The following is a 12,708-nucleotide window of genomic DNA, read 5'->3' as shown; positions in this document are numbered from 1 at the left end:
ATTGTAATAAACGGAAAAGCCCCACTCACGTTTGAGCGGGGCTTTCTTGTAAACCGATTGTTGCGAAAAATCAGTTCTTAATTTTGTTTTACTTTTTTGATCATTGCCGTATTTACCAGTTGATCAGTCGATGTGTACATGGGTTTCACGATGGTCTCTGCCAAGTTTCCCTCTTTGAATAGCTTGTCCATTTCAGGACTTAGCAATTCTCGATTTTCGATGCTTTTCTTTTTGGTTTTTCCTTCTTCTGAAGAAACTCCGGAGGCAAAGCTTTGCCCTCCGAGCATTAGAGCCAATGTAAAGGCCGCAATGAGAGCTTTCATAATAGTTCGTGTTTAGTTTGTTTATTGTTTTAACCAACACAAACATACGGCCGGCACCATGCGGGTTTCCAGTTTTTTGGGATAAGCGATCTTAGAAAATTACAAGCGGTGTGAAGGAATGTTAATTCATCGTTTTAAGCTCATTTTTTGGTCAAAATAGCAATCGGACGGAAGCCAACTTCCGGAGAAGCTTCGTCAAAAGCCATCAAACTTTCGTTTCGGATATCTTATCCCGGACTTCGCCAAGAACCGCCTGCCGCTTGATCTGAGTCTGCCAAGATCTCTGCTACATTCCCATTCATTTGCCTTAGGCCAAAACCATGGGCAGCATAGCCATCAACAGGAGCGGTAACGTCAGCAACATAATCAATGTATCCCCCTTGTCCCGTTTTCGACGTGAGTGGAATTATTTCAAAGTCACCTGTTTCCTGATTTCGGTGAATATGCTCAGAACCGATTCCATTAAAATTTGCCAAATAGATACCGTCTGTGCTACGCAGGTAACGCGAACCCCATGAGTAGGGGGATGAAGCTTCGCCATTCGCCGCTCTAACCCATTCTGATCTTGTAGGAAGCCTGAAAACAACTCTCATGTCATCGGGAAGTCCGATGTCTATAGTCTCATACACTAATGTGAGCCAATCGCAGTAGGCTGCGGCGGCTTCTGCCGAAACGTTGACTACGGGATAATTCTGGTAGGCGGTGTGAGTGAAATAATGCTCTGCGTAGGGTTCTGATTCAAATAGCTCTGTCCACTTGTCGGATTGAACAGCGTTTTTTTCTTTTAGCTCTTCGTTTTCTAAGAAATTGAGAAACTCAGCATAGTTTAAATTGGACACTTCCGTTCTAAACATATAAAAAGCCCCAGTTTCGATTTTTTCATCATCCAGATCTACCAATCCATTCGGGACGTAAGCGTATTTGGAGGTAAAGGTTTTCTTGAGTTTGACCTCGTCCTTCTGTGGTTCTTTAAATGCCGAAGTGATTACAAACAATAGAAAAAGGGCAAAGAACGAATTTGCTTTCATGTCGAAAAGAATTTCTGTTGAACATGAAAGATAAGAAACAATTCTTCTATCCCTTGCTCTTCTGTTTGGCATCTTACCCAATACCCAATACCCAATACCCAATACCCAATACCCAATACCCAATACTCAATACCCAATACTCAATACCCAATACCAACTAACTATTACCTTTGTGAAAAATCCATTGACATGTACGGTAAACTCAAAGATCACCTTCAGAAGGAAATAGAAGAAACCAAAGAAGCAGGTTTATATAAAAAAGAACGAATTATTACTTCGGAGCAAGGCGCAGAAATTACCTTGAGCACAGGAGAGAAGGTATTGAACTTTTGTTCGAACAATTACCTCGGATTGTCATCACACCCCGATGTGGTAAAAGCCGCTAAAGAAACATTGGACAACCGAGGATATGGAATGTCATCTGTTCGATTCATTTGCGGAACACAAGACATCCACAAAGAGTTGGAACAGAAGATTGCCGATTTTCATCAGATGGAGGATACCATATTATACGCTGCTTGCTTTGATGCCAATGGAGGAATATTCGAGCCTCTACTTACAAAGGAAGACGCAATTATCAGCGATAGCCTCAATCACGCTTCGATCATTGATGGTGTGCGTTTGTGCAAAGCGGCACGTTACCGTTATCAAAACAACGATATGGCCGATCTGGAAGTGCAGCTCAAAGCCGCCAACGAGAGTGGTGCTCGATTTAAGTTGATTGTTACAGACGGTGTTTTCAGTATGGACGGTGTTGTGGCCAATATGAAAGGCATTTGTGATTTGGCCGATAAGTACGACGCCTTGGTAATGGTGGACGAATGTCATTCGGCGGGATTTATTGGCAAAACGGGGAGGGGTTCGGTAGAACTTTATGATGTAATGGATCGCGTGGATATCATCACGGGAACGCTGGGGAAAGCTCTAGGTGGCGCTATGGGAGGATACACCACTGGGAAGAAAGAAATCATCGAGTTGCTTCGTCAGCGATCGCGACCATATCTTTTCAGTAATTCATTGGCACCTTCCATTGTAGGAGCGTCGATTAAGGTTTTTGATGTGCTATCGGGAAGTACGCATCTTCGCGACAAGCTGGAACACAATGTGAACTATTTCAAAGAAGGAATGTCAAAACTCGGCTTTGATATAGTCGACGGTGACTCGGCCATCGTACCCGTAATGTTGTATGATGCCAAAATTTCTCAAGTTATGGCCGATAAGCTCTTGGAAGAAGGTATTTATGTGATTGGCTTCTTCTATCCAGTTGTTCCAAAAGAGAAAGCAAGGATTCGTGTTCAGTTATCGGCAGGACACGAAAGGGAACATCTTGACAAAGCGATTGCTGCTTTTGAAAAGGTGGGTAAGGAAATGGGAGTATTAAAAGCGGTTGTTTAATTCCGCATCTACGATTATTCGGAATCCGTTATTTGGAGTCCTTCTTTATCTTGATTTCAACTCACATCCTTTCTGTTCAATACCTTGGTGAAAGAAAGTCTGCCCCCATCTTTGTGAGTAAAGAAAAACATCTTATCTTCGCAGCCCCATTTTAGGGGAGTAATCTAGCTAAATAGCTTTAAGACAGTGGATACACTTAGTTATAAAACCGTTTCGGCCAACAAAGCAACTGCTCGTAAGGAGTGGGTTTTGGTTGATGCTGAGGGTCAAACCCTCGGTCGATTGGCCTCGAAAGTAGCGAAATTGATTCGCGGAAAGTACAAGACAAACTACACTCCTCATGTAGATTGTGGTGACAATGTTATCGTGATCAACGCTGAGAAAGTTGTTCTTACCGGAAACAAAATGGCCGATAAGGAGTACATCCGCCACACTGGCTATCCGGGTGGTCGTCGCTCTTTAACAGCGAGTGAACTTATAGCTCGTAAGCCAATTGCCTTGGTAGAAAAAGCAGTGAAAGGTATGCTTCCCAAAAACAAATTGGGAAATCAGCTTTACAGCAACCTATACGCGGTTGAAGGGAGCGAGCATTCTCACGAAGCACAGAAACCTAAGAAAATAGATCTCAACACAATAAAATAATGGAAGTAACCAATACGCTAGGCCGCCGCAAGACCTCCGTTGCACGTATTTACATGAGCAACGGTACAGGTAATGTGACTGTAAATGGTCGCGACTTCAAGGAATATTTTCCTACAATGCCTCTTCAGTACAGAATTCGTCAGCCTTTTATGTTGACAGAAACTGAAGGCAAGTACGACGTAAAAGTAGTCGTGAAGGGTGGAGGAATCACAGGTCAGATCGAAGCAGTTCGCTTGGCCATTTCCAGAGCTCTTGTTGAGATAGATGAAGAGATGAAGCCACTTCTTAAGGCAGAAGGTCTTCTTACACGTGACCCAAGAATGGTAGAGCGTAAGAAGCCGGGTCAGCCTAAGGCTCGTAAGCAATTTCAGTTTAGCAAGCGTTAATACTTACGCTGCTTGTTTAGTATCTAAATTGACGGGATCTCTTTGTTATAGAGCTACCCGTCAATTGTTTTTTTAACAGAATGTAAACCAAATTAAGTATGTCTGACAAAGACCAATCACAGTTTAAAGAAATGCTCGATGCGGGCGTTCACTTCGGCCACTTAACTCGTAAGTGGAATCCAAACATGGCTCCTTACATCTTCGATGAGAAGAAAGGAATCCACATCATTGACTTGAACAAGACTTCTGCGAAGCTGGACGAGGCCTGCAAAGCCATACGCCAAGTAGCTAAGTCGGGAAAGAAAATTCTTTTCGTGGCTACCAAGAAACAAGCGAAAGCCATCTTGGACGAAAAGATCAAGCCAACGGGAATGCCCTACATCACTGAAAGATGGTCAGGAGGTATGTTGACCAACTTTGCCACAGTTCGTAAAGCGATCCGCAAAATGTCCAGTATCGACAAGATGCAGCAAGACGGAACTTTTGACACTTTGTCAAAAAGAGAGCGTCTGCAAATTCAGCGTCAAAGAGACAAACTGGAAAAAACATTGGGTGGTATTGCAGAATTGACTCGTCTTCCCGCGGCCATTTTTATTGTAGATATTCATAAGGAGCACATTGCTCTTGCTGAAGCAAAAAAATTGAACATCACGACTTTTGGAATGGTTGATACCAACTCTGACCCAACAAAAGTTGAATTCCCAATTCCTTCAAATGACGATGCATCTAAATCCATCGCGGTAATCTTGGATAAAGTTTCCAACGCTATTATGGAAGGAATGGATGAGCGCAAAGCAAGCAAAGACAAAGCAGCGGCTCAGGAGAAGAAAGACGCTGAGAAGAAGGAAGCTGACAAGAAAGCAGCAGCAGAGAAAAAGGCAGCTGATAAAAAAGCAGCTGATAAAAAAGCAGCCGAAGCGAAAAAAGCTGACGAGAAAAAAGGTGAAGATAAAAAGGCTGAAAGCACAGAAAAAGCTAGTTAAAGACAAATTAAGATCATGAAAATTACAGCAGCAGAAGTCAATAAGCTCCGTAAACAAACAGGAGCAGGCATGATGGATTGCAAAAAAGCCTTGGTAGAAGCCGAAGGTGATTTCGATAAAGCCATCGATATTCTTCGTAAGAAAGGTCAAAAGGTAGCCGCTAAGCGCAGCGACCGCGACGCGACCGAAGGTGTTGTTCTTGCTAAAACGAATGAAGTGAATGACATGGGAGTTATTCTCGTGTTGAATTGTGAAACTGACTTCGTAGCTAAGAACGATGATTTCGTGAATTTGGCGCAAACGATCCTCGACAAAGCTCTCGAAGAGAAAGCGGGTTCATTGGAAGAATTGAATGCCATGAAATTCCCTGGTTCTGATCTCACGATCGCTGAGAAAATTATCGAACAGACTGGGGTAATAGGTGAGAAGCTTGACCTTAGCAGTTTCGAGAAAATCGAAGCGGATAGCGTCGTGGCTTACATCCACCCAGGTAACAAGCTGGCTTCGTTGGTAGGTCTTAACAAAGGAAACTATAACGATCTTGGTCGCGACATAGCAATGCAAGTAGCTGCAATGGCTCCTGTTGCTTTAGATCAAGCAGGTGTTCCTCAGAAAGTCATCGACAACGAAATCGAGATAGGAAAAGACCAAGCTATTCAAGAAGGTAAGCCAGCCGACCTTGCAGAAAAAATTGCAAAAGGAAGGTTGAATAAATTCTTCCAGGAGAATACTCTACTGAATCAAGCTTTCATTAAAGACAATAAAAAGTCAATCAAGCAGCACCTTTCTGATGCTGACAAGGATTTGACGATCACTGAATTCAAACGTTCATCATTGAGCTAAGAATTGATTGGATTTATTTGAAAAAGGAGAGACATTGTTCTCTCCTTTTTTATTTAGCTTTGGTTGTAGCCAAAACTAGATTTTTACCATGCGTAGCTTCGCCCTCATCCTTGCTTCTCTTTTTCTAGCTCAAGTTATCACTGCCCAAGAATACCAGATGTGGTATACACATCAGGACAAGATGTTCAAGAGCATTACTAGTGATCCTGGCTCAGGTTACCGCGGAGTTAAAGTTGAAAGTTATGAGGTCATCGGCGAGGATACGGTTATGACTTTGTCAAAAGCCGTACAAGCTAAAAATGCATACGAGTTTGCGATATGTTTTAGTATAAAATACGGCTGGGCAGGTCATAAGGTAATCTATCGATCCACTACCGGTGAACATTGGATTACGAATATGTACGGTGATTCGACCTTCATCAAGGCCCAAGCTGAAGTCGGGGAAATATGGCCTTGTTTTCAATCCGATGTTTTCGGTGATGCGCGAGCAGAAGTTCTCAGTATTAGTGATTCTACTTTCCTTGGAATTCAGGATTCTGTCAAAACAATCAGGTTTGGGCTGTACAATAGCGACACGGATGAATTGATTTCTGAAATAGGTCGAATCCACTTAAGTAAACACCACGGCCTGATTAGTACGCTCAGTTTTACGACGATCAATGCAGGTTGGTGGGATGACGGCGTCTTTTTTACTGCGCTATTTGCCCAAGAGCCATACTATGGATTTCAAGTGGACCATTACTATGAATTAGTCGGTATCAGCAATGCAAACATCGGTTTGACCAATCTCACCGAAGACGAAATTTACGACTTTCAGGAGGGAGATATCCTGCATGTAGTAGATGAATACGAAGGTGGAGGTTTAATCGAAATAAGAGAAATCGTTCAAAGAATAGAAGATGGAAGTGAAGTGAGTTATGTCGTGGACGGCGCTTCAATCTATTATTCAGGCTCTTACTTGGATCCTGTAATTGAAGGATACAACATCTTGGAAGCGCAGAATTACAGCATGACGTTGGGAGCATGGCTATATCCTGAAGTCGATATGGATGCTTTACCAGGTACCATTGCTGCTACTGCTCTAGATGTCGGCGAGGGTCCGACATCTACCGGAATGCATATAAATGAGAGCGATTACAGGGTCAAAACCACTCGAGATGGCTCAGCTTTTTATTATTTGTCTGAGCCGAGCTTCATGGATTTTGATACATGCTATTACTATACCGGAGGAGGGGGCTACTGTGACGACGTATCCGATGTTTATTCAATAGAAGGTCTGGGTGGGCCATATATGGAATGTGATAATTTTTCAGTGCGGCTGGTCTATTATTTGAAAGGCGGTCAGGAATTCGGGGCACCGTTAGGCTGGGAAGAGTGGGTTTTATCAGCTGAAGCGCTGGGAATAGCAGAATTTAATGTGTTCCCCAATCCTGCGAGCGATCATTTATATCTGCTTTACCGCGATCGCATTACGTCATTTTCATTGGCAACCCTCTCGGGTAAATTGATCCAAGAGTTCACCGAAGATCAAATAACCGGTGGGATTGATCTTTCGGAACTATCAACCGGATTTTATCTCTACGCTGCATATTCCGACGGCGGTTTGATCAAAAGAGGCAAACTAATCATTGCACAGAAGTGATATCAGTTTGGTCTTTGATAAACAAGGACTTATAAGTTAACTTCAATCATCGACTGACCTCTCCTTTTTTTTTGATAATTTTCGGCCCCCAAAAGGACCACCTGACATGCCCGTAAAATACAAACGTATTCTTCTCAAACTTAGTGGAGAGGCCCTGATGGGCGAGAAGCAATTTGGAATTGACAACAATCGCTTGGCGCAATATGCCAAGGAAATCAAGGAGATTCACGAATTGGGAGTAGAGATTGCTATCGTAATAGGTGGAGGAAACATTTTCCGAGGTCTTCAAGCAGCCGAAGGCGGAATGGAGCGAACTCAAGGAGATTATATGGGTATGCTCGCCACTGTAATCAATGGAATGGCATTGCAGTCTGCACTCGAGGTAACGAATATTAAGACTCGATTGATGTCAGCTATTAAGATGGAGCAGATTGCCGAACCCTTCATCAGACGAAGAGCGGTAAGGCATTTGGAAAAAGGTCGTATAGTAATTTTCGGAGCAGGAACGGGGAATCCATACTTTACTACGGACTCAGCGGCATCTCTCCGTGCTATAGAAATCGAAGCAGACGTGATATTGAAAGGAACGCGGGTAGATGGAATCTACACGGCAGACCCCGAAAAAGATAGCTCGGCAACAAAATACAGCTCCATCACATTCAACGAGGTTTATGAGAAAGGCCTTAACGTAATGGATCTTACAGCATTTACGCTTTGCAATGAAAACAAGCTACCCATCGTAGTCTTTAATATGAATTCGCCTGGTAATTTGCGTCGTCTGGTAGAAGGTGAAAATGTAGGGACATTGGTCAACTTTTAAACTGAAATCATGCAAGAAGAAATAGACTTTATTCTCGATACAGCTAAAGAGTCAATGGATAAATCCATTAAGCATCTCGAGAACGCATTGTTGAAGATCCGTGCAGGTAAGGCATCTCCTGCTATGCTTGACGGAGTCATGGTAGATTATTACGGATCTCAAACTCCGCTCAATCAAGTTTCCAACGTGAATACGCCTGACGCCAGAACCCTCTCGGTTCAGCCTTGGGAAAAAGCTATGCTGGAGCCGATTGAAAGAGCGATTATCAATGCCAATCTTGGACTCAACCCTCAGAACAATGGCGAATTGGTGATGATTAATGTTCCGGCACTTACGGAAGAACGCCGAAAGGATCTCGTTAAGAAAGTGAAGGCGGAAGCCGAGGATGCCAAAGTAGGTATTCGCAATGCGAGAAAAGATGCTAACGACGAAGTCAAGAAGTTGGAAAAAGACGGTTTGAGTGAGGACTTGGCGAAAGATGCTATAGAAGAAGTTCAAAAGATCACCAATCAATTTTCAGATAAAGTTGATGGCGAGGTCGAGCGCAAAGAAAAAGACATCATGACGGTTTAAGATGAACCGCATTCTGGTCGTAGATAATTACGACTCCTTCACTTTTAATTTGGTGCACATTCTCGAGGCTATTGCCAATGAGGATGTCGATGTGTTTCGAAACGATGATATCGAACTCACACAATTAGCCAAATACGATTACGTCGTTTTTTCTCCCGGTCCCGGTCTACCAAAAGAATCTATGAATTTGGTTGTTTTGATTTCTGAAGCTATCAAGCAAAAGAAGAAAGTACTCGGTGTTTGTTTGGGACATCAAGCCTTAGCTGAAGCCACCGGAGGAAACCTGAAGAATCTCGAAGAAGTACATCATGGCGTCTCGCATTCTATCATTGTCGAAACGAAGGAGCCACTCTTTAAAGGGCTTCCCGATACCTTCAAAGTAGGACGTTATCATTCGTGGGTTGTTGATGAGGACAGATTGCCAGGTCAATGGCAAGTGACTTGTCGGGATCAGGAAGGAGAAATCATGGGAATGCAGCATAGAGAGCTACCTGTTTTTGGAATTCAATTTCACCCTGAGAGTATTTTAAGTCCGGAAGGAAAGACTATTCTCAAGAATTTTTTGGAAGTATAATCAAGCCCATACCCTCGTCCCTTCCGAGCAGTTCTTGCAAATTTCAATCTCACTTCTAGATCGAAGCAAGGCCGATCTAAAATTTGAGTAAGCTTCACCTCGCCAAATGTTCCCAAAGGTATCTGCGCCAATTTGCCCCATTTGATGCGTGGCATCTTTATCAAAGCAGCAGGGCACTACTCGTCCATCCCAAGTTACCACTGCGGAGTGCCACATCTTCCAGCATTGATCATCAAGCAGATTCTTTATTCCCCACTTTCCGTCAGGATTCTGCTTATAGCGCGCATATTTATCGATAGTAGGAATTAAGGGATTGCCATTTTCATAATCATAAACTTGGGCAGTCTTGAAGTGAACTCCGTCTACTCCGAGCTCTTTCCCGAGTTTTTTCACGTCTTCAATTTGATGCTCATTGGGCTTGACCACCAGAAATTGAAAGTAAACTCTCGGGAAGAAGCTATTAAGCTCTTTCCGTTTGGCCAGTATCGTCTTCGTTCCTTCGATTACCTTCTCGAGTTTTCCCTTTTTGCGGTAAGCCTCGTAAACATCCTGAGTCGTACCGTCGATGGAAATAATCAATCGATTTAGACCTGATTTCACGATTCCCTCTGCACTCTTTTCATTGATGAAATGCGCATTGGTGGAAGTGGCAGTAAAGATTCCTCGGCTGTTGGCTTTGGCAATGAGCTGATTCATATCAGGGTGGATGAAAGGCTCACCTTGGAAATAGAAAGTCAAGTAGACCAGGTCTTTTCCTATTTCGTCTAAGAGTTGATCGAGCAATCCTTCCTTTAAATTTCCCGTGGGGCGTGTAAACTGCTTCAAACCGCTGGGGCATTCGGGGCACCCCAAGTTGCAAGCAGTAGTGGGTTCTACTGAAAGGGCGATCGGCATGGGGTGCGAAGTGGGAGGCCCCGACCTTCTGCTCTTGCGAAAAGAGCGGTATAATTTCCACGCATTTTGGAAGCGACGCCTTGTCAGGTGCTTCAATAAATAGCCTGTTTCGTGAAAGTCCGCTAGCATTATTCGCCAAAGATATACGTCATAGCTTAGCCGTTTACCATTCTATCTTATATTTGCTCCTCACTTAGGACTAGCGATACATGTGGGAAAAAACAGCCGGATTTATTTTGCGCAACAGAATTGCGCTATTGGCTGTAGTTGTGGTAGTTACTGTTTTTATGGCCTTTCAGGCGCGAACAGTGACCATGACTTACAAGTTCGGCGGGATTCTTCCAAAAGATGACAGCACCCAAATAGAATACGACCGTTTCACCGATCGTTTCTCAGAAGACGGGAATATTTTAGTTCTTGGAGTTCAAGGAGAAAACCTCCATACATACCCGACTTTTGCAGAGTGGTATACTTTGGGTTACGACCTCAAAGATATCGATGGAATAGACAGTGTTTTCTCGGAAGCCCATCTGTACACTTTGCAAAAGAATGCCGTGGAAAAAAAGTTTGATGTTCGCAAACTCGTTCAGCGAAGGCCCCAATCTTCAGAAGAGGTAGACAGTCTAAAAAAGCAAATCAATAGCCTTCCCTTTTACCGAAACTTACTCTACAACGATTCTACCAATGCGAGCTTGATGATGCTTTTCGTAAATCGGGATGCATTCAACAGCAATAGACGGGTGGAGGTATTGGAGCAAGTAGAAGAAGTTGTAGAAGCATTTTCCGAAAAGACGGGACTTCAAGTTCACTATTCAGGTTTGCCCTATATCCGCACCAAGCAAACGGCCAAGATCAAGCAAGAGCTAGGAATGTTCGTAGGCCTTGCGGCAGGTGTCACGGCTCTGCTCATGCTCCTTTTCTTTAAGAGTTTCCGAGTCATGTTTATCAGCCTTTTGGTGGTAATCATAGGTGTGATCTGGTCCATTGGAACGATCGGACTTCTTGGCTTTAAGCTAAGTGCGTTGATGGGGCTTATACCTCCATTAATCATCGTAATCGGAGTGCCCAATTGTGTATTCCTGCTGAATAAGTACCACAACGAATACCGTCACCACGGAAATCAGATTAAAGCGCTCAGCAGGGTGATCCATAAAGTGGGTAACGCCACATTCATGACCAATGCCACGACGGCGATGGGTTTTGCAACTTTTATATTTACGCAGAGTGCCATATTGCAGGAGTTTGGTGTTGTAGCTTCTATCAATATTCTCAGCGTTTTCGTTTTATCGCTGATTATCATTCCTTGTGTTTTCAGCTTTATTGCTCCTCCGAGAGAGAGACACGTTGCTCATCTCGACCGTAAGTGGGTCGACAAGGTAGTATCCATTCTCCATGGATTGGTCAGTAACCACCGCCGAAAGGTTTATATCGGTACTGTCGCAATTCTCGCTATTTCTATCTACGGTGCCACACTTGTTGAGGCCACGGGAAACATAGTGGACGATTTGCCAAAAGATGATAAGATCATCACTGATCTCAATTTCTTTGAAGATAATTTTGCCGGTGTGATGCCGCTGGAAATTTTGGTCAATTCGCTGGATAGCAGTCAAGTCACAAAGGCTAAAACTCTCAAGAAGATCGAACGGCTTCAAGAAGTCTTGGAGGCCTATCCGGAGATTTCGCGATCACTTGCAATTACTGATGCGATCAAGTTCGCTAAGCAGGCCTATTACAATGGTCTTGAAGATCGCTATAGTTTGATTTCCAATTACGAGAGATCGTTTGTAGGGCCCTACCTTAGGGGGAACGAGTCAGATGCGAGTAAGATTTCACAGATGTTTCTGGATTCGACTCAAACCGTTACGCGCATTTCTGCTCAGATAGCCGATATTGGAACGACGGAGTTGGATAGTCTGATGGAAAACCTCAAGCCAAAGGTGTATGAGATTTTTCCTCGAAATGAGTATAAAGTTACCCTCACGGGAACGAGCATTGTATTTCTGAATGGCACCGATTATTTGGTTAGAAACCTATTTATCAGTCTTGCCATCGCGATTTTTGTCATCTCCATATTGATGGCCCTTCTTTTCAATTCGGCTCGAATGGTGATTATTTCACTTTTCCCGAACTTGTTGCCGCTGCTTTTCACCGCAGGATTGATGGGGTATTTTGGGGTAGCCATAAAGCCTTCTACCATTTTGGTTTTCAGTATCGCCTTCGGTATTTCCGTCGATGATACGATTCACTTCCTCTCAAAATATCGTCAGGAGTTGAAAACCAGATCTTGGGATATTCGCACCTGTGTTTTAAACGCAGTTACTGAAACGGGAGTCAGCATGATCTACACTTCCATCATCCTCTTCTTTGGTTTCTTGGTTTTTACTGCTTCCAACTTTGGGGGAACGGTCGCCCTCGGTACGTTGGTTTCCGTAACGCTTTTGGTAGCTATGATTTCCAATCTAGTCTTGTTGCCGAGTTTACTGCTTTCATTCCACCGCAGCTTGGTCACCAAGTCGTTCCGCGAGCCGCTTTTGGAAATCATCAATGAAGAAGAAGACATCGAGTTAGAGGACTTGGAGATTCGAAAATCGGAGTGATCAAAAAA

General features: G+C 43.5%; 13 protein-coding genes. 10 read left to right on the top strand and 3 right to left on the bottom strand.

What is annotated here, in order from left to right; all coding sequences use genetic code 11:
* Window positions 1–77: 77 nt before the first annotated feature.
* The gene (locus tag O3Q51_07755; GenBank protein MCZ4408698.1) at window positions 78–323 is read right to left on the bottom strand and encodes a hypothetical protein; all 246 of its coding nucleotides are present in this window, start codon (window positions 321–323) and stop codon (window positions 78–80) included.
* A 227-nt stretch (window positions 324–550) separates the two neighbouring features.
* A complete protein-coding gene (locus tag O3Q51_07750; protein ID MCZ4408697.1) occupies window positions 551–1,351 on the bottom strand; it encodes an SUMF1/EgtB/PvdO family nonheme iron enzyme in 801 nt (266 codons plus the stop codon).
* 189 nt (window positions 1,352–1,540) lie between these two features.
* Here O3Q51_07750 and kbl point away from each other — a divergent pair, with 189 nt between their 5' ends.
* The 9 genes from kbl to O3Q51_07705 all read left to right on the top strand — a co-directional run bounded on the left by kbl (window position 1,541) and on the right by O3Q51_07705 (window position 9,209).
* Window positions 1,541–2,746 (top strand): glycine C-acetyltransferase, encoded by a 1,206-nt coding sequence (gene kbl, locus O3Q51_07745; protein MCZ4408696.1) that lies wholly within the window; start codon window positions 1,541–1,543, stop codon window positions 2,744–2,746.
* Window positions 2,747–2,932: 186 nt separating this feature from the next.
* The gene (gene rplM / locus O3Q51_07740; protein ID MCZ4408695.1) at window positions 2,933–3,388 is read left to right on the top strand and encodes a 50S ribosomal protein L13; all 456 of its coding nucleotides are present in this window, start codon (window positions 2,933–2,935) and stop codon (window positions 3,386–3,388) included.
* Window positions 3,388–3,774 carry a 30S ribosomal protein S9 gene (rpsI, locus tag O3Q51_07735; GenBank protein ID MCZ4408694.1) on the top strand — a complete coding sequence of 129 codons (387 nt, stop codon included), beginning with the start codon at window positions 3,388–3,390 and terminating at the stop codon, window positions 3,772–3,774. The genes rplM and rpsI overlap by 1 nt, the downstream gene beginning before the upstream one ends.
* 98 nt (window positions 3,775–3,872) lie before the next feature.
* Window positions 3,873–4,757 carry a 30S ribosomal protein S2 gene (rpsB, locus tag O3Q51_07730; protein MCZ4408693.1) on the top strand — a complete coding sequence of 295 codons (885 nt, stop codon included), beginning with the start codon at window positions 3,873–3,875 and terminating at the stop codon, window positions 4,755–4,757.
* A gap of 12 nt (window positions 4,758–4,769) precedes the next feature.
* Window positions 4,770–5,600: a translation elongation factor Ts gene (tsf, locus tag O3Q51_07725; protein ID MCZ4408692.1), complete on the top strand. Its 831-nt coding sequence runs from the start codon at window positions 4,770–4,772 to the stop codon at window positions 5,598–5,600.
* A gap of 88 nt (window positions 5,601–5,688) precedes the next feature.
* Window positions 5,689–7,242, top strand: coding sequence for a T9SS type A sorting domain-containing protein (locus O3Q51_07720; protein MCZ4408691.1), 1,554 nt, complete (start codon window positions 5,689–5,691; stop codon window positions 7,240–7,242).
* A gap of 106 nt (window positions 7,243–7,348) precedes the next feature.
* Entirely contained in the window at window positions 7,349–8,062 is a 714-nt protein-coding gene (pyrH, locus tag O3Q51_07715) for a UMP kinase (protein MCZ4408690.1), read from the top strand.
* A 9-nt stretch (window positions 8,063–8,071) separates the two neighbouring features.
* The gene (frr, locus tag O3Q51_07710) at window positions 8,072–8,635 is read left to right on the top strand and encodes a ribosome recycling factor (protein MCZ4408689.1); all 564 of its coding nucleotides are present in this window, start codon (window positions 8,072–8,074) and stop codon (window positions 8,633–8,635) included.
* Between the two features lies 1 nt (window position 8,636).
* Window positions 8,637–9,209 carry an aminodeoxychorismate/anthranilate synthase component II gene (locus O3Q51_07705; GenBank protein MCZ4408688.1) on the top strand — a complete coding sequence of 191 codons (573 nt, stop codon included), beginning with the start codon at window positions 8,637–8,639 and terminating at the stop codon, window positions 9,207–9,209.
* Here the strand turns inward: O3Q51_07705 and O3Q51_07700 are convergent, their stop codons facing one another.
* Window positions 9,210–10,103, bottom strand: a complete 894-nt coding sequence (locus tag O3Q51_07700; GenBank protein ID MCZ4408687.1) for a radical SAM/SPASM domain-containing protein — start codon at window positions 10,101–10,103, stop codon at window positions 9,210–9,212.
* A gap of 236 nt (window positions 10,104–10,339) precedes the next feature.
* Here O3Q51_07700 and O3Q51_07695 point away from each other — a divergent pair, with 236 nt between their 5' ends.
* Window positions 10,340–12,700, top strand: a complete 2,361-nt coding sequence (locus tag O3Q51_07695; protein ID MCZ4408686.1) for an MMPL family transporter — start codon at window positions 10,340–10,342, stop codon at window positions 12,698–12,700.
* The last annotated feature ends 8 nt before the right edge of the window (window positions 12,701–12,708 follow it).

The organism is Cryomorphaceae bacterium 1068, from assembly GCA_027214385.1.
Classification (GTDB): Bacteria; Bacteroidota; Bacteroidia; order Flavobacteriales_D; family Cryomorphaceae; genus JAKVAV01.
Note: the sequence above shows the minus strand (reverse complement) of the source record. Positions and strands in the feature narration are given on the sequence as shown.

Excerpts from the sequence above, each read along its gene's own strand:
- O3Q51_07755 (MCZ4408698.1), bottom strand. The coding sequence starts at position 323 with ATGAAAGCTCTCATTGCGGCCTTTACATTGGCTCTAATGCTCGGAGGG.
- O3Q51_07750 (MCZ4408697.1), bottom strand. The coding sequence starts at position 1,351 with ATGAAAGCAAATTCGTTCTTTGCCCTTTTTCTATTGTTTGTAATCACT.
- kbl (MCZ4408696.1), top strand. The coding sequence starts at position 1,541 with ATGTACGGTAAACTCAAAGATCACCTTCAGAAGGAAATAGAAGAAACC.
- rpsI (MCZ4408694.1), top strand. The coding sequence starts at position 3,388 with ATGGAAGTAACCAATACGCTAGGCCGCCGCAAGACCTCCGTTGCACGT.
- rpsB (MCZ4408693.1), top strand. The coding sequence starts at position 3,873 with ATGTCTGACAAAGACCAATCACAGTTTAAAGAAATGCTCGATGCGGGC.
- O3Q51_07720 (MCZ4408691.1), top strand. The coding sequence starts at position 5,689 with ATGCGTAGCTTCGCCCTCATCCTTGCTTCTCTTTTTCTAGCTCAAGTT.
- pyrH (MCZ4408690.1), top strand. The coding sequence starts at position 7,349 with ATGCCCGTAAAATACAAACGTATTCTTCTCAAACTTAGTGGAGAGGCC.
- frr (MCZ4408689.1), top strand. The coding sequence starts at position 8,072 with ATGCAAGAAGAAATAGACTTTATTCTCGATACAGCTAAAGAGTCAATG.
- O3Q51_07705 (MCZ4408688.1), top strand. The coding sequence starts at position 8,637 with ATGAACCGCATTCTGGTCGTAGATAATTACGACTCCTTCACTTTTAAT.
- O3Q51_07700 (MCZ4408687.1), bottom strand. The coding sequence starts at position 10,103 with ATGCCGATCGCCCTTTCAGTAGAACCCACTACTGCTTGCAACTTGGGG.